General features: G+C 71.0%; 13 protein-coding genes. 6 read left to right on the top strand and 7 right to left on the bottom strand.

Annotation, left to right across the window (positions count from 1 at the left end):
* The first annotated feature begins 141 nt into the window (after positions 1 to 141).
* Positions 142 to 1,494 carry a cytochrome P450 gene (locus AB0H21_RS06135; protein ID WP_358512484.1) on the top strand — a complete coding sequence of 451 codons (1,353 nt, stop codon included), beginning with the start codon at positions 142 to 144 and terminating at the stop codon, positions 1,492 to 1,494.
* Between the two features lie 1,896 nt (positions 1,495 to 3,390).
* Here AB0H21_RS06135 and AB0H21_RS06130 read toward each other — a convergent pair.
* Both AB0H21_RS06130 and AB0H21_RS06125 read right to left on the bottom strand, forming a co-directional pair.
* Positions 3,391 to 3,864: an SSI family serine proteinase inhibitor gene (locus tag AB0H21_RS06130; RefSeq protein ID WP_358512481.1), complete on the bottom strand. Its 474-nt coding sequence runs from the start codon at positions 3,862 to 3,864 to the stop codon at positions 3,391 to 3,393.
* Positions 3,865 to 3,978: 114 nt separating this feature from the next.
* Positions 3,979 to 5,139 carry a S8 family peptidase gene (locus AB0H21_RS06125; RefSeq protein ID WP_358512478.1) on the bottom strand — a complete coding sequence of 387 codons (1,161 nt, stop codon included), beginning with the start codon at positions 5,137 to 5,139 and terminating at the stop codon, positions 3,979 to 3,981.
* 516 nt (positions 5,140 to 5,655) lie between these two features.
* Between AB0H21_RS06125 and AB0H21_RS06120 the strand changes: the two genes are divergently transcribed.
* From AB0H21_RS06120 to AB0H21_RS06100, 5 genes are all read left to right on the top strand, one after another.
* Positions 5,656 to 6,246 carry a hypothetical protein gene (locus tag AB0H21_RS06120; RefSeq protein WP_358512475.1) on the top strand — a complete coding sequence of 197 codons (591 nt, stop codon included), beginning with the start codon at positions 5,656 to 5,658 and terminating at the stop codon, positions 6,244 to 6,246.
* 168 nt (positions 6,247 to 6,414) lie between these two features.
* Complete coding sequence (locus AB0H21_RS06115; RefSeq protein ID WP_358513032.1) at positions 6,415 to 7,578, top strand: acyl-CoA dehydrogenase family protein; 1,164 nt, start codon at positions 6,415 to 6,417, stop codon at positions 7,576 to 7,578.
* Positions 7,579 to 7,733: 155 nt separating this feature from the next.
* The gene (locus tag AB0H21_RS06110; protein ID WP_358512472.1) at positions 7,734 to 8,042 is read left to right on the top strand and encodes a PadR family transcriptional regulator; all 309 of its coding nucleotides are present in this window, start codon (positions 7,734 to 7,736) and stop codon (positions 8,040 to 8,042) included.
* Complete coding sequence (locus AB0H21_RS06105) at positions 8,039 to 8,710, top strand: hypothetical protein (protein ID WP_358512469.1); 672 nt, start codon at positions 8,039 to 8,041, stop codon at positions 8,708 to 8,710. The genes AB0H21_RS06110 and AB0H21_RS06105 overlap by 4 nt, the downstream gene beginning before the upstream one ends.
* A 1-nt stretch (position 8,711) precedes the next feature.
* On the top strand, positions 8,712 to 9,440 hold the full coding sequence (locus tag AB0H21_RS06100) for a hypothetical protein (protein WP_358512466.1): 729 nt from the start codon (positions 8,712 to 8,714) through the stop codon (positions 9,438 to 9,440).
* Between the two features lie 38 nt (positions 9,441 to 9,478).
* Here AB0H21_RS06100 and AB0H21_RS06095 read toward each other — a convergent pair whose 3' ends face one another.
* The 5 genes from AB0H21_RS06095 to AB0H21_RS06075 all read right to left on the bottom strand — a co-directional run bounded on the left by AB0H21_RS06095 (position 9,479) and on the right by AB0H21_RS06075 (position 16,348).
* Positions 9,479 to 9,676, bottom strand: coding sequence for a DUF5302 domain-containing protein (locus tag AB0H21_RS06095; protein WP_358512463.1), 198 nt, complete (start codon positions 9,674 to 9,676; stop codon positions 9,479 to 9,481).
* Between the two features lie 261 nt (positions 9,677 to 9,937).
* The gene (locus AB0H21_RS06090) at positions 9,938 to 10,765 is read right to left on the bottom strand and encodes a DUF4253 domain-containing protein (RefSeq protein WP_358512460.1); all 828 of its coding nucleotides are present in this window, start codon (positions 10,763 to 10,765) and stop codon (positions 9,938 to 9,940) included.
* Positions 10,766 to 11,057: 292 nt separating this feature from the next.
* Positions 11,058 to 12,374, bottom strand: a complete 1,317-nt coding sequence (locus AB0H21_RS06085) for an MFS transporter (RefSeq protein ID WP_358513030.1) — start codon at positions 12,372 to 12,374, stop codon at positions 11,058 to 11,060.
* A 178-nt stretch (positions 12,375 to 12,552) separates the two neighbouring features.
* Entirely contained in the window at positions 12,553 to 13,992 is a 1,440-nt protein-coding gene (locus AB0H21_RS06080; protein ID WP_358512457.1) for an ATP-binding protein, read from the bottom strand.
* 85 nt (positions 13,993 to 14,077) lie between these two features.
* Positions 14,078 to 16,348, bottom strand: a complete 2,271-nt coding sequence (locus AB0H21_RS06075) for a glycogen debranching N-terminal domain-containing protein (RefSeq protein WP_358512455.1) — start codon at positions 16,346 to 16,348, stop codon at positions 14,078 to 14,080.
* Between the last annotated feature and the right edge of the window lie 21 nt (positions 16,349 to 16,369).

The following is a 16,369-nucleotide window of genomic DNA, read 5'->3' as shown; positions in this document are numbered from 1 at the left end:
CCCAGCGTCCACGCCGTAAGCCTGCGCCGGGCGGCCTGACTAGCGCGGGTTTGATTTCCTGACAAATCAGGCTTGTGTAGATCGTAAAGCGCGGTGATAGTGGGGGTGAGCGGCGTTCATTTATCGGAGGACCGTATGTCCGTGCCCACCGCCCCTGTCTTCACCGAACCGGTCCGGCCGGTGACGGCCTCCGGAGTTCCGCTACTGGGCAATCTGCCGGAGTTCGCCAGGGACCCGCTTGCCTTCTTCACGCGACTGCGCGACGACCACGGCGACATGGTGGAATGGCGGCTCGGCCGGCAGCGGTGCCTGTTCCTCTCCAGGCCCGACCACGTCGGCGAGTTGCTCGGCGGCGCCGAGAGCACTTTCGAGCACGCCAAAATGCCGCCCACCTTCCTCCTGTTGCACGGCGAGGGGATGGTCAACAGCAAGGGGGACGAGTGGCGGCGTAAGCGTGCCCTGGTCCAGCCCGCGATACGTCCGCGCCAGGTGCGGGCCTACGCGCGCACGATGGCGCAATGCGCCGAGGAGTTCGCCGAGGGGTTGACGGTGGGCGAACGCCTCGACGTCCGGCGGAGCATGCTGAAGCTGACCCAGCGCATCGCCGTGCGCACGCTGTTCGGCACCGACACCGCCGAACAGGAGGCGACCGTCGCCCGCACCATGGACGTCGCCCAGCGGGAGGTCGGGGCTGAACTGGGTGGTTTCGCCTCGATGGTGCCGGGCTGGGCACCCACCCCCGGACGACGCCGTCTCAAAGCCGCCATCGCGGAACTGGACGCCGAGGTGCTCCGGCTCATCAGGGAACACAAGGGGACCGCCGGGGAGCGCGAGGACCTGATCAGCCGCCTGCTGACGGCCCGGGACGAGCAGGGCCGGTCGCTCACCGACCGCGAGATCCGCGACGAGGCGGTGACGCTCTACATCGCCGGGCACGAGACCACCGGCACCACGCTGACCTGGGCGTGGTACCTGCTGTCCGGCCACCCGGAGGTGCGGGCCAGGCTCGTCGCGGAGGCCCGCGAGGTGTTCGGGGACCGCTTCCCCGACCACGACGACTACCCGCGCCTGACCTACACCCAGCAGGTGATCAAGGAGACTCTGCGCCTCTACCCGCCCGTGTGGCTGGTGTACGGCCATGCGACCGACCGCTCCACCGTGGGCGGCGTGCGCATCCACCCGGGGAGCCGCGTCTACGCCAGCCCTTGGGTCACCCACCGCGACCCGCGCTGGTTCCCGGACGCCGAGGCGTTCCGGCCAGAGCGCTGGACCGAGGAGTTCGACGCCGTCCTGCCCGCCCACGCGTGGTTCCCCTTCGGCGGCGGCCCGCGCGCCTGCCCCGGCGCCCGCTTCGCACTGGTCGAATCGGCCCTGGTACTGGCAACGGTGGCCCGCCGCTTCTCCCTGCACGTAGACCCCGGCGCCCTACCGGCAAAGGCCGCCCTGACCCTACAACCGGCCAAGAACGTCCTCGGCACGGTGACCACGGCCTGAGATCACGTGATGGCGGCGGCGAAACCGCCCTGCGTGGCGGGCGTCCGCTGTCCTGCAGCCCGATGTTCACGCTCCTTGGCCCGGCGGCGCTCGCCCCGGAACCGCCAATTCACCCCGTTTCGCGCGCGGGCGTAGCTACCAATGGCGAACATCAGCAGGGCGAGCGCGGCACCTCCAGCGTTGGCCTGCCACGCCGGGCGTAGATATCATGGGGGTACACGAAGTTGGTTACGGCCAACTGGGCGGCCCCGTAAGGGGCCGCATTTTTTATTGGCGCCGTATCTGTCATAGCGAGTGCCGCATCGGCGGAAATTGCCTAGATGGCCCTGGTGTGCCGATTCCCATGCCGAATGGGCCCGATCAGATGACCTTCGCACCGACAGGGGTGCGCACCGGCGGTGTGCCGTGCGCACCCCTTCGGTCATCTCATCCGTTCGGCGGTGATCAGCCGCACGGGGAGTAGATCGATCTGGCGCATGGATACGTCACGAACGCTACCGGGATCTGACCAGGCCCCTTGGAGACCACCTGCGCCGCCGGGGTTCCGGGCGGGCCGGGAGGACCCTGGGGACCGGGCGGCCCCGCCGGTCCCTGTGGTCCAGGCGGACCGGCAGGGCCCTGGGCGCCGTCGGCCCCGGGCGGGCCGGGAGGACCGGCAGGCCCCGTAGGACCGGCGGGCCCCGCAGGACCGGTAGCGCCGTCTGCTCCCGGCGGACCGGGAGGACCGGCAGGACCGGCGGCGCCGTCGGCCCCCGGACGACCGGCAGGCCCCGCAGGGCCAACGGGTCCAATCGCCCCGGCAGGACCCGCAGGGCCCGCGGGGCCGTCAGCGCCATCGGCCCCGGCAGGACCCGCAGGACCCGCAGGACCGGCGACCCCCGGAGGACCGGCGGGGCCGGCGGGCCCGGGAGGACCGGCGGGCCCGGCAGGGCCTTCGGGGCCTGGAGCGCCGTCGGCCCCGGGCGGGCCGGGCGGACCTACGGGACCCGCGGCGCCGTCCGCTCCGGGAGGACCGGCGGGGCCGGCAGGGCCAGGTGGGCCCGCGGGACCCGCAGGGCCGTCGGCTCCAGGAGGGCCGGCAGGACCAGGCCTGCCTATGGGGCCGGGGAGACCCGCGGGACCGGCGGGTCCTGGCGCGCCGTCGGCCCCCGCCGGGCCGGGGAGTCCTTGCGGACCCGGAGGTCCAGGCGGGCCCGCGGGGCCCGGAAGTCCAGGCGGACCCGCGGGGCCCGGAAGTCCGGGCGGACCCGCGGGGCCGCGAGGCCCGGGGGGCACCTTGCAGAGGATTTCGGGCACGTGAAGCCATCTGCAGAGCGGGATGGTCCCGGGCTCGGCGCGGACGGTTTCGGGCGACTCGACCCATTGGACGGCCATACCCGACGGCACCGCGCAGAGATAGGGAATACAGTCGGCGGGACCCGCGAAAAGCCACGAAGGGGTCGATGGGACCCCGGCACGCGCTTGTTCGCTTATGCCCATTCCCGTATGGTCGCCCACCGCACGATCAGGCGGCAGGATGGTCGTTGTTTCCGCGCCCGCCGGAGCGGGCGAGTAGAGGAGGACGACCCCGCCGAGCGCGCCGCCCAGCAGGGTCCGTTTCATCAGCATAGCCACTTCCGCTCTCTTCCCAAGGGCCCGTGAAAAGCACCTGCACGACGAAGAATTTCTGTGATGGAGTTCTCGATGCCCAATCATTTCCGACACGGCGAACTTCCCTGCCCGGCGCCGCGCGATTCTTTGCCCGGCCATTCCGGGGCGCCCGCCAGAGCACCCATAACGACACCTGTAGCGAATTGCCTGAATTAATGAAGCGAATAGCGGCCGGATGCGGGACCGCCGGACATTCCACGGAAACGCGGAGGGGACCGGCGCCGGCCGGAGCCCTCGCTCACGCGTTCACGACGGGAGGTCGGCCACCGGACCGAGGGTGTTGCGCATCTCGCAGTTGTTGCCGAAGGTACGGACGATCGTGACGAGGCGGCCGTCCCAGACGCCGGCCGTCGCCGCCGTGACCGGCGCGTAGATCGCCGGGCACGCCCGCCCCTCGGGGGCCTTGAGCTTGCGCAGGTCGCCGCCTACCGTCCCGAGCAGCGCGCACGCCTCGCTCGCCCGCGGATGCGTGCCGCCCTGCTGCGGCGCGCACTGCAGCACCACGCCGGTGGCGGCCGGTACGATGTCCTGCCCCTGACCGATGAGAAGTACCAGAGCGCGGGGGGACGGCGCGGTTTGCGGCGTTCCGGAAGTGACGGCGGAGTCCTTCGGCGGCGGGTCGTCGGCGGCCGAAGCGGCGTTGGCGGCCGTCTGCCAGAGCCCGGCCGTCGCGGCGAGGGTCACGGCGAGGCAGGCCACACGACTGAGACGTGGTCCCACGATTTCCTCCGATGGGTTGAAGAGCAGCGTTGCGGATCTTTCGGGCGGGCGTTCGAGGCGTTCGATGCCGGGCGCCCGCGGTGCCGGCCGGGCCGGGCACGAATGGGGAAGGGGCTACAGCCCCGCGGAGTACAGCAGTCGACTGTTGGCGGCGTAGGGGCCTGTGAGGACACCGCTCGTGGACGCGTCGCTGATCCACTTGTTGACGGTGGCCGTGGGATAGTCCCCATATGTCTGCTTGAACAGCGCGCCGACTCCGGTGACGTAGGGCGCGGCGAAGGAGGTCCCGCTGCCCTGTGTGCTGCCGCCGCCCAGCCTGGCCGAGACGATGTCGGTGCCGGGGGCGTACAGGCCGACACACGGGCCGACGTTGGTGAAGACGGACAGCGTGTCGTTGATGGCGGACGCTCCGACGGCCAGCACCCGGGGAGCGCCGGCCGGCGAGTAGTCGCACGCGTCGTCGCCGCTGTTCCCGGCGGCCACGCCGACGAAGATCCCCGCGTCGGCCAGCGCGGTGGCGGCGGCGTTGGTCGCGGCCGATTTCGGGCCGCCGAGGGACACGTTCGCGACCGCGGGTTTGACCGCGTGCGCGGCCACCCAGTCCAGGCCGGCGATGATCTGGGAGTACGCGCCGGTGCCGTCGCAGCCGAGGACTCGTACCGGGGAGAGTTTGACCGCGCGGGCGACCCCCCACGTGGCGCCGCCGATGATGCCGGCGGTCATGGTGCCGTGGCCCAGGCAGTCGTTGGTGCCGTTGTCGTCGCCGACCGTGCTGTACCCGGGGACGACGCGGCCGGTGAACTGGCTGTTGGTCTTGTCGATGCCGCTGTCGACGATGTACGCGGTCACCCCGGCACCGGTGTGCGCGGCGTTGTAAGAACGGTTGAGCGGCAGACGGCGTTGGTCGATCCGGTCGAGCCCCCAGGACGTGGTGGGCGCCACCGGAGGAACGCGCGTGCCCGGCGCGGCGGGGCCCTCCGGGACGTCCAGGGCCGTGGCGACGGCGTCCTGTTCAATCGCGGCGACCGCCGGATGCGTCCGTATCTCGTTGAGCCGCGCGGTCGTCATCCGGGCGGTGAACCCGTTGATCACGTGCTCGTAGGTGTAGAGGGGGCGTATACCGAGCGGGCTCATCACACCGGAGACGAGGACGCCCGGTTTGAGCCTGATGATGTACTGGCCCGGGATGGCGCTCGCACCTGGAGGAACCGTCACCTCTATCGCGGTTCGCCGCATGGTGACCGTACCGGCCTGGGCGGCCGGGGCCACTGCCATCGAAGCGCTGAGGAACGCAAGCCCGATCAGCGCGTGCGGGGCCCGTCCCCTGATCCTGTGAAATCCGCGTGCGCGGCGCATGAATATCGCATCCCTTCAAAGATCGTCGCCGTCGTGAGTTTCACTCGCCATCCGACAGTAACGATCACCCGTCCGGCGTAATCGCCGTGCCGCTCGGCGCGCCGCGTCCGTTCGGGTCAAAATTCGTCAGGGCGCCGGTCGCCGTACGGCTACCGGCGGACATTTCCGCACCCCCGTAAATGTCCCGCTTTGCAGGGAAATGCCGGTGGCGGCGTCCGCGAAGGCGGGCAGGCTCGCCGAGCCTGGACGACGACCGCCATTCTTACCAATTCCTGGCCTTCCCACGCTCGCCGCCTCCGACGTACGACGGCCACATAATGCGAGCATCGCGGTAGGTCGAAAGGCTGACACACCAAATGCCCTACGATTCCATGCGATGTCCTGCGCATTTCCGCCCGTGAATCCATGGATCAACCGAAGGAAAGTCGGGTGAATATGTTCCGAAAAGCGTTCGTCATCGCGGCCGCCATGGCCGGGCTGACGTTCTCCGCAGTGGCCGCGCCGGCCCACGCGGCACGCCTCACGCCCGCGGTGTCGGCGCGGCCGGCGGCATCGCCGGCCGTGGCGGCTCCGGCCCTGCGGCCCGCGTGCGCGCCGCAGGGCTGCGCCGAGGTTATGTGCCCGCAGGGCTACGTCTGTGTGTATGCGCCCAAGCAGTGCCTGACCACGCCCTGCCCTCAGTACGAATGCGTCCCGGACGGGACCGTGACCACGCCGAACCAGCCGGTCGTCCTGCCGGTGTACCCGTACCCGTATCCGTATCCGTATCCGAACCCGTACCCGTACCCGACGCCCGCCTGGCCGCCCTACGGGTGGTACGGCAAGCATCACCACCATCACCACCCCCCCGTCCCGTACCCGCGGCCCCAGTTGCCGCGGCCGCCCGGCCATCGGAACCCGGTGACGATCCAGGCGTCGGCCCCGCAGCCGGCGGCCGCCGGGCAGGCGGCTGCGACCCCGAACCGCGAGGTTCCCGGTCTCCCGGAGGCGGAGAGGCCCGGCGCTTCGGCGGCAGGCGCGCGGTAGTCACGCCTTCCCGGAGGGCCGGCCGTCGGACGGGGTCTCGTGGCGCGCTGCCGCGGACCCCGCCCGGCGCTTCGCCGGGGGCGTTGGAGGGGGCGGGAAGCGCTGTGATTGGCTTCTGACTAACAGGAGGGTACGAAACACCCCCACGAACCCGGGACGGTGATCGGCATTAACGCCCACGACTTTCTCGAGGTGGACCGCGAGCTATCCGACGAGGAGCGCGCGATCCGCGACGCCGTCCGCGACTACGCGAGCGCCGAACTGCTGCCGCACGTCGCCGACTGGTACGACGCCGGGACGCTGCCCGACCCGCGCGGGCTGGCCAAGGGGCTCGGCAAACTCGGCGTCTTCGGCATGCACCTGACCGGGTACGGATGCGCGGGCACGAACGCCGTCAGCTACGGCCTGACCTGCCGCGAGCTGGAGGCCGTGGACAGCGGGCTGCGCAGCTTCGTCTCCGTCCAGGGGTCGCTGGCGATGACGGCGATCCACAGGTACGGGTCCCCCGAGCAGAAGGACGAGTGGCTCCCCCGCATGGCGACGGGCGACGCGCTCGGCTGCTTCGGCCTCACCGAGCCCGACTCGGGAAGCGACCCCGGCTCGATGCGCACCCACGCCCGCCGCGACGGCGGCGACTGGGTGCTGGACGGCACCAAGATGTGGATCACCAACGGCTCGGTGGCGGACGTCGCGGTCGTCTGGGCCGCGACCGACGAGGGCATCCGCGGGTTCCTGGTGCCCGCCTCCACGCCCGGGTTCTCCGCGAATGTGATCCACAAGAAGCTGTCGCTGCGCGCGTCCATCACCTCCGAGCTGGTGCTGGACGGGGTGCGGCTGCCCGGGGACGCGATCCTGCCCGACGCGGAGGGGCTCAAGGCGCCGCTGTCGTGCCTGTCGGAGGCCCGGTACGGCATCGTCTGGGGCGTCGCGGGCGCGGCCAGGGCCTGCCTGATGGCGTCGATCGACTATGCCAAGCACCGCGTGCAGTTCGACCGGCCGATCGCCGGCTTCCAGCTCACCCAGGCCAAGCTCGCCGACATGCTCGTGGACGTGAACCACGCGATGCTGACCGCCCTGCGCATCGGCCGCCTGAAGGACGAGGGCCTGGCGACCCACGCGCACGTGAGCTTCGGCAAGCTGGCCAACGTCCGCGCCGCGCAGCGCGTCGCCGCCACGGCCCGGAGCATCCACGGCGCCAACGGCATCACCCTCGAGTATCCCGTGATGCGCCACATGGTGAACCTCGAGACGGTCGCCACGTACGAGGGCACCGCCGAGGTCCACGCCCTGACCCTCGGCCGCGCCCTCACCGGCCTGGACGCCTTCCGCTGAGCGGACGCCCACCGCCGCCGGTGGCTTTTCGAGCGTGATCCGCGCGGCCTCGCAGCGGTGCCGTGCCCGTTACGCGGGGTCTTGTGGCGGTGGTGCGCGCTCTCCTACTATTACGTCGCACGATATAACGTCGCACGATATAGATAGAGGAGAGCATGGACGGGCTTGGGAGATTCGCGGATCCGGCCGTGCTGATCCTGACCAGCCTCGCGGGCGGCCCGAAACACGGGTACGCGCTGATCAAGGACATCGAGCGGCTCGCCGAGACGACCCTCGGCCCCGGAACCCTGTACGGGGCGATCGGCCGCCTCGAACGGCGCGGGCTGATCGAGGCCCTGCCGGAGACGGACCGGCGCAGGCCCTACCGGATGACGCCCGCGGGAGCCGAAGCGCTGCGGTCCTACCTGGAACACGCGCGCCGGGTGACCGCCACCGGGCTCACGCGACTGGAGGCGTTCGCGTGAAACGCCTGATCCTGCTGTATCCGCCGCGATGGCGGCGCCGGTACGGCGACGAGATGAGCCGCCTGATCGACGACCTCGGGCCGACGTCCCTCCGCGCGCGCCTGTCGGTCGGCGCGGATCTGCTGCGCGGAGCCTTCGACGCCCACCTCGCCAAGGAGGCCCGGATGACCAGGGACACACGCACGGCCGTACGACGCGGCGTCCTCGTCGCCCTCGTGGTGTGGGGCGCGCTCTCGGTGGAGATCGTGCTGTCCAACCTGGTCTTTCCCGCCACCGACGACGATGACGGCCTCGCGGTGCTCGTCTCCTATCTCTGCGTCTTCGCGGCTCCGGCGTTCACCGGAGTCCTGGCCGCCCGGACCGCCACAGGCCTGCGCGGCCTGGCCGCGGCTGGTGCCATCACCGGCGCGCTGGTCGGCGCGCTGACCGTCACCACCTACCTGGTGATCGACAACGTCTTCCTCGACACCATCGGCCGGCAGCAATCCAAGATCGACGGCCTGGCGCACAGCGGAATGACATCCATGCGGGCCTACGTCAACGTCAACCTTCTGTTCGCCCTGGCCGCGCTCACCATCTTCCTCGGCGTTGCCGGCGCGGGGCTGTCGGTGACGGGCGGGCTGATCGCCCGAGCCCGGCGGGCTGCCAAGAACGCGCGGACGGTATGAGATGCCCGGCACGACGATACGGATCGTCCCCCTTGCCGTGCTGGTCGTGGTCGCGGAGATCCTGCTGGCCGCCTTCGGGCTCGTCCATACTCCCGAAGCGCTCGGGCACGGCGGGGTCCTGGCGCTGGCAGCCGTGGCGGTGGCGCAGGCCCTGTGCGTCCTGATGATCTGGCGGGGACCACTGTCGGCCGGCCGCGTCCCGCCCCTGGCCCTACGGACCGGCGCCGTGACCGGTGCGGTCACGGGAGTGCTGTACGGCGTCGTGGGGCTGTCCGAGTACCTGAGTTCCGCGGTCACCGACGCCAGCACGACCGTGGGGTGGGTCATCGTCATCGGCATCGTCGCCTCCGCCGTCGTGGCGGCGGCGGTCGCGACCGCCCGGAGCCGGTCCATGCGCGCCGGTGTCGCCGCCGCGTTCTACAACGCGATCGTCGAATACCTCGTCTGGTACCCGTTCGTGCTGGTCTGCTACTACCTGTTCCGCACCAGCACCGCGATCGACCGCGTGTGGCGGGCCGAGGGCATCTACGACGACTTCGCGCGCAGCGGCCTCGAAGACATCCGCGTCTTCGTGCTCCAGGACTTCTGGGGCGCCGGGTTCTTCCATCTGATCGCGGGGCTCGTCATCGCCGCGGTCTTCGGCACGGCCGCGGCATGGGCCGTCCGCGGCCTCCGGCGGGCGCCGGGGCCGGTTCCGGGAAGCGCAAAGGCCCGTCTCAGGCTTCGCTGAGGACGGGCCTTTCGCGGGCGGGAAAGTGGCTCCGGGGGTCAGCCGCTCTTGCGGCGGAAGGAGCGCTTGCCGGACGCGGGGCCGTGGGCGCCGGCGATCTTGGAGGCGTTCTTGCCCCGGGCGGCGGCGTTCGACTCCGCCTGGGTCTGGCGCTTGCGTTCCAGGGCCTCGCGGAACTTGCGCTTCAGCTCGTCGTCCGGAGTCTCGGCCTCCGGCTCCGGTGCGTTGGCGGTCATGCGGACCTCCTGCTGCTCTTGATAGGGCTACCACTGGGCCTCGCACGCGCGCGTGACCGCTCGCCCGACGACGGTGGCCTGCCCCCGCCCCCGATTACGTCACGCCGAGATCCGGCGAAGCACGCGGACATCATCTCATGGGTGGCCGTTCGGCTTCATACGGCTGTCCTGACATGAACTGACTTCGAGGTGCAAGTGTGTCGACACGGACAGTGGTATTTAGCAGCATTTGTCGATGAACGCCGATTAATGTGCGGAGTATCAGTCCCACCAGAACGACCAGGTGTACTTGCCCACAATCTGCTCGGCGTAGTCGATCAGCGTGCCCGCGCCCTGGACGATCGCGTCGGGGCAGAACGCCCAGTGCTCGGCGGCGACGTGCACGGCGTGGGCCGGCGTCTGCGGCGGCGCGGCGACGCTGAGCTCCAGCGTGTTGAACCCCATGCCGACCAGGCGGGCGGCGAAGCGGTCCTCCCAGCTCCGTACGACGGCGGCGAGCGGGACGTTCCACTCGTTGTGGTGCAGGGCGCCCTGCCATCCCATGACGGCCAGCGCGTCCGCCCCGCGCTGCACCGCGGCGAGCCCCACCGGCGTGCCCTGCTCGGCCAGCATTGCCGCGTACCGGTCGGCGAGGGTGTCGGGGTCGGTCTTCAGCTCGCCGGGATCCGCGGGGCCGGGGCAGACCGGGCCGAAGGGGTCGAGGATCTCGATCTGGTCCTCGTGCGCCTTCTCGATCCAGTCGGACCAGACCTCGTCCATGAACGCGCCGACGTTGTAGTTGTCGATCTCGGCGGCCGCGTCCGGCGCGATCTGGCCGACCGACCACGGCTGGACCGAATCCTCCAGCAGGACGGGCCACAGGCCGGACCTCGGGTGCTCGAGGCGCAGCCGCGTCCACAGCGCCCCCGTCGCGGGCGTCTCGCTCAGCCAGAAGGCGGGGCGCCGGCGCGCGGGGAACCGCGCGTACGTCGGATCCGGCCACACCAGCGATCCCGGCGGGAGATCCACCGAGAGCGTGCGCCCGCCGCCGCCGTCGTCGAACAATCGGCACACGGCGGCCGGCAGCATGCGGCCTTCACCATCGTCCATCTCAACCGTTCCGGTACCGAGCACACCAAAAGCATTCCGGTAAGCCGAGATGGTAGTGCGAGGGGGATCCGTCACACCTTCCGTCGTACCGCACAACCGCCCGTCCTGTCTCACGCCCCCGGCCATGATCTCTACCGTACGGAAATGCGGCTCGATCGGCACTTTGTTCGATCAACCATTCTTACACCGAGTATCAACCCCCGAACCGCAGGTCACGGACGACATGGACGAATACATAATGGGGTGATATAAGCGTGCGAGACGGGCCGCGCTGGACCGCCCGCCGCCCCCTTCAGGCGGGCTGGGGGATGTCGCCGCCGCGGTCCGAGCGGGTGAGGGCCGCGTCGCGGGTCTCGCGCATCGTCGTGTAGACGACGAGCGACACCGCGGCGCAGCCGGCGACGTACCAGAAGAAGCCGGACTCGACGCCGGCGTTCTTGAACCACAGCGCGACGTACTCGGCCGTGCCGCCGAACAGGGCGTTGGCGATGGCGTACGGCAGGGCGACGCCGAGCGCGCGCACGTGCGTGGGGAACAGCTCGGCCTTCACGCACGCGTTGATCGAGGTGTAGCCGGTGACGATCACCAGGGCCACCAGGGAGAGGGCGAGCGCGGCGCCCGCGGTGGTGACCCCCGCCAGCGCGGTCATGATCGGGACGGTGCCGAGCATCGAGCCGATACCGAACGTGATCAGCAGGGGCCTGCGGCCGACGCGGTCCGACAGGGCCCCGGCCAGCGGCTGGAGCACGCAGAAGATCGTGAGGGCGAGGAAGCCGACGAGCGTCGCGTCCGACTTCGACAGCCCGGCGGTATTGGAGAGGTATTTCGTTAGGTAGGTGGTGTAGGTGTAGTAGGCGACCGTGCCGCCCATCGTCAGCGCCATGACCAGCGCGAACTCGCGCTTGTGCTCCAGCAGCAGCCGGATCGTCCCGCGCCGCTCGTCCCCGCCGCCGCTCTCCTCCTCGTACGCCTCGGTCTCCAGCAGGCCGCGGCGGATGTAGAACACGACGGCGGCCCCGGCCGCGCCGACGGCGAACGGCACGCGCCAGCCCCAGGAGTGCAGCGCCGCGTCGCTCAGCGTGCGCTGGAGGACCATCAGCAGGCCGAGGCCGATGAGCTGGCCGATGGTCATGGAGACGTACTGGAAGCTGGACGAGAACCCGCGCCTGCGCGGATGGGACGCCTCGGTGAGGTACGTCGCGCTCGCCGCGTACTCGCCGCCCACCGACAGACCCTGGAGCATGCGGGCGACGAGCAGCACGACCGCGCCGAGGTAGCCCACCTGCGCGTACGTCGGGGCGACGGCGATGAGCAGGGCGCTCAGCGACATCAGCGTGACGGTGAGCGCGAGCGCGGCCTTGCGCCCCCTGCGGTCGGCGTACCGCCCGAGCAGCCACCCGCCGACCGGCCGCATGAAGAACCCGGCCGCGAAGATGCCCGCCGCGTTCAGCAACTGCGCCGTCGCGTTCCCCTCGGGAAAGAACGCGGCCGCGAAGTACGTGGCGAAGCTCGCGTACGCGAACCAGTCGTACCACTCGACCATGTTGCCGATGGCTCCCCCGACCACCGCCTTCCACGGCCTGCGCGGACCACGAGGGGATACGGGCATCGGCACGGCCACAGGGGACCCCCTCGGAGATGAGCGGCTCGACGCAGGCACATCTACCCACGCCCGCCCACCGGCAACTAAGGAAAGGCCGCCTATTTACCGGCTCACATGACTCGACGACACCGCTCCCTTGATCGGGCTCTGGGGTCAGAGCAGTCACGGCAAGCCGAGTCGAAGGCTAATCCGTGAGTCTTCGATAGGTGGTGGGCCGCCCCGGTCCGCCCAGCTGTTCCACGAGCCCTCTCGACCTCAGCTCGCGCAACGCCTTGCGCACATTGGGGGCGGACAGGCTCAGTTCGTGCTTCAATTCGGCCGCGCTGCGGCCGCCGGCCGCCAGGGCGTCGTAAACGCGCAGTTCGGTCTGGTTCAGGTCTTCGCCTGGCCGCATAGGGGGCACCGCCTGCTGGATCACGACCGTGAAACGAATGGCGGCATCGATGTAGTGAGCGGGCCGAAGCCCGGCCTCGGCGAGCACCTGGTTGACGATCGGGATTCCGGTCGCCAGGGCCTCGACGACTCGTGCACCGGTCTCCGGGGTGCGAACGTGCTGACAGATCGCGACCAGGCGGGCGTTACGTGCTGAGGTGACGGCATCCCTGCCGAGCCGCTCCACCGTGATGCCGTACAGCCCCCCCGGGTTGGAGACGATCAGCCGATCCCGGCGGAGCCTCACCTCTGTAGCCATGCCCTCCGACCAGTGATCAAGATCGCGATGTAGAAGAGCGTTGGCGATGATCTCACGAAAGGCGACGTAGGGGTACGTGGGCCGATCATGAACCGTGCCATCAGGTGTGGACACGATCGTCGTGTCGAAGACCCGTCTCGCCCATGCCATGGCGGCGTCCAGCATCCGAGGAATGGGGCCGCTGATCGTCGTCTGATTACGGGCTCGCGCCCCCGCCGGATCCGATGACAATGGCTCCGCCGAAGCCTGGATGACGAACCGGGGGAACCACTCCTGGGGATGCACTCCCATGGCCAGCACCCCCGCGACCGTCGGGGTGCCGTCGGGGAGAGTCACACCCGCGCGCCGGAGCAACTCGGCATCCTCGTTGAACCGGCCCAGCCCTTGAGGATCCCGCTCCCGGACGGAGCGAAGAAAGGCGGCGACGAGCTCCTCGTCCAGGTCCTCCCGGGCAGCGCCCTCCACAGGCTTGCGGTCGAACAGGGGTGGTTGCCGAGCGACGAGGAACGCCTGCTGCTCGAGGGCGGACAGGGGAAAATCGCCATCGTGGCCCCGCATGTAGGCCACACCCGACGCGGCGACCCGGCACGGCTTGGCCGACGGATCACATTCATGGACGCGGGCGACGATGACCGGGATGCCGTCCACCTCCGCGTCACGGATGGCAAGCCGGACGGGAGGCGAGAAAGAGCGCGCCTTGCCTGCCAACCCCTGCTTCAGGGCTTGCGGGTCGGAGAGCCGCACCGGCCGGAAGCCGGTCGCCTCGTCCAGGCCGAGAATGATCGTCCCACCGCCTGGATGGTTGGCAAGAGCACTTAGGGTCGACGTGAGCGACTGCGGCAGTCCACCCGCGGCCGACTTCACCTCGACGTCGTCGTAGTCACCTCTGGTCGCACGCAGCCGTGCGACCAGCTCGTCCAGATCCTGGTCCACCCGATAAATGTAACCACACGCTGGTTACATTCCCCCGGGTTTCAGTTACATTTCTGGGTCCGTCGGCATGCTCGGCCGAACCGCCCTAGCCCGCCGGGAGGAGGTCGTCGGGGTTCGGGAAGAGGTCCTGGGTGATCGTGGTGAGCTCGGGGTGCAGGCCGGACACGGTCGCGCGGCCGGTGGCGTCCACCGCGGCGGTCACCTCGGCCCCGGCCACCCTGAGGCCCTTGGCGGTGACGGCGCCGAGGGGGGTGCCCGTCAGGGGGCGCAGGGTGACCGTGCCGCGCGGGACGTCGGGGTGGAGGCCGAGGGCCGCCTGGACGATCGTGACCGCGGCGGCGGCCGACCACGCCTGCGGCCGACAGGCGGCGGGGTAGGGGACGGGGCGGATCACGGCGTCGCGGGCGTCGCCGGAGAACAACTCGGGCAGGCGGTAATCGAAGGACTCGGCCGCGGCGAGCAGCCCCTCGGCCAGGCGGGCGGCCTCGGCGCCGAACCCCGCGCGGGCGAGGCCCGCGATCACGATGGCGGTGTCGTGCGTCCAGATCGAGCCGCAGTGGTAGGACAGCGGGCTGAAGCCGCCGTCGCCGGAGGACATCGTGCGCAGGCCGAAGCCCTCGGCCATCGCGGGCGAGCCCAGCAGGGCGGCGACGGCCGCGGACTCCTCCCGCGACGGCAGCCCGGTGCCGAGCAGGTGGCCGATGTTGCTGGTCAGCGCGTCGACCGGGCGTTTGTCGCGGTCGAGGGCGAGGGCCGGGTGCCTTCCGTGCGGGCCGTCGACCCAGAAGTGGGCACGGAACCGGTCGGACAGCGCCTCGGCGTACTCCTGCCAGCGGGCCGCGCCGGGGCGTCCGAAGGCCGTGAGCAGCTCCGCCGCGAGCCTGGCCGCCTCGTAGGCGTATCCCTGCACCTCGACCAGGGCGATCGGGCCTTCCGCCTGCCGCCCGTCGCGGAAGCGCACGGAGTCGCCGGAGTCCTTCCAGCCCTGGTTGGCGAGGCCGTGGCCGGTCGTGTCGATGTACTCCAGGAACCCGTCGCGGTCGGCGTCGGCGTCGCCCGCGAGCCATTCGAGGGCGGCCTCCATGGCCGGGAGCAGGTCGGCGACCTCGTGCTCGGGCATGCCCCACCGCCAGGCGTCGTGCAGGAGGCTGATCCACAGCGGCGTGGCGTCGATGGTGCCGTAGTAGGCGGTGGGCAGGCGCATGCCGTGCTGGGCCAGGACGAACTCGTACCGCCGCAGCTCGTGCATGATCTTGCCGGGAGCCTCGCCCGACGCGGGGTCGAGCTTGACGCCCTGGCGACGCGCGAGTACGCGCAGCGTGCCCGCCGCGAGGTCGGTGCCGAGCGGCAGGAGCATACGGGCGGCCCAGATGCTGTCGCGCCCGAAGAGCGTGAGGAACCACGGCACGCCCGCTCCGAGGAAGGTGTCGTCGGGGGCGCTCACCTCGGCCAGGCGCAGCGAGCGCAGGTCGTCGAGCGACCGGTCGAACAGGCGGGTCAGGCGGTGGTCGTCGGCCGTGACCCGGGCGGCGCCCCATTCGACGGGACGGGCGGGGGTGGTGACGACGGCCTTGGGGTCGTCGACCTCGGCCTGCCAGCGCAGGGTGACCCGCCCGCGCGGAGCGAGGGTGACCTCCCAGCGCAGGCGGGGGGCACTGATGTCGGCGTGGGCGCCGTCGCCGGTCACGGTGACGCGCACATCGTCCTCGGACTCCCACGCGAGGCACCCGGGGCGGTCGGTCCACGCCGGGGACGGGGAGGCGGCGCCGCCGGACTTCACCGTCTCGATCGGGGCGAAGTCGCAGCGCAGGTCGAGGGTGACGGTCGTGGTCACGGGGGCGTCGACGGCGGAGACGATCTCGACGGTCTCGGTCATGCCCTCGGCGGTGACCTGACGAGTGCGGTCGACGCGGACCGTGGGGTCGGGGCCGGGGTCGCCGAGCCAGCGGGGCAGCACGACGAACCGGGCGCCGCCGGGGCCGGTGAGGGCGTGGGCGATCGGCTCGGGCTCGCGGCCGTCCAGCAGGAGGGTGGCCTGGGACAGCACTCGGACGTCCGCGTGGAAGAGCCCCTGCACGCCGCCCGGACGGATCTGGCCGTCGGCGCCGCTGAGAGCGCTGGTGGGGGCGAGCACGGCGATCACCAGGTCGTGCAGCAAGGGCTGGTAGCGGCGCGGGGCCTCACCGTCGCCGGGCACGGCATCCCTTCCGGGCACGGCCGCCCCGCCCTCCCGGTGCCCGTCCGCGGTGGCGGGAGCGGGGAGGGAGGTTGGGAGGTTCGTCGCACCGGCGGGTTCGGGGGTCACCGCGTCGTCGAAGTCGTCGAAGTCGTCGAAGTCGTCGAAGTCGTCGAACACCGTAGGGCCTCCGCGGGAAGA

It is taken from the genome of Sphaerisporangium sp. NPDC051011 (assembly GCF_040653595.1).
In the GTDB taxonomy this organism is placed as follows: domain Bacteria; phylum Actinomycetota; class Actinomycetes; order Streptosporangiales; family Streptosporangiaceae; genus Sphaerisporangium.
The sequence above is the reverse complement of the archived record's forward strand: the minus strand, read 5'-3'. Positions and strand labels throughout refer to the sequence as shown.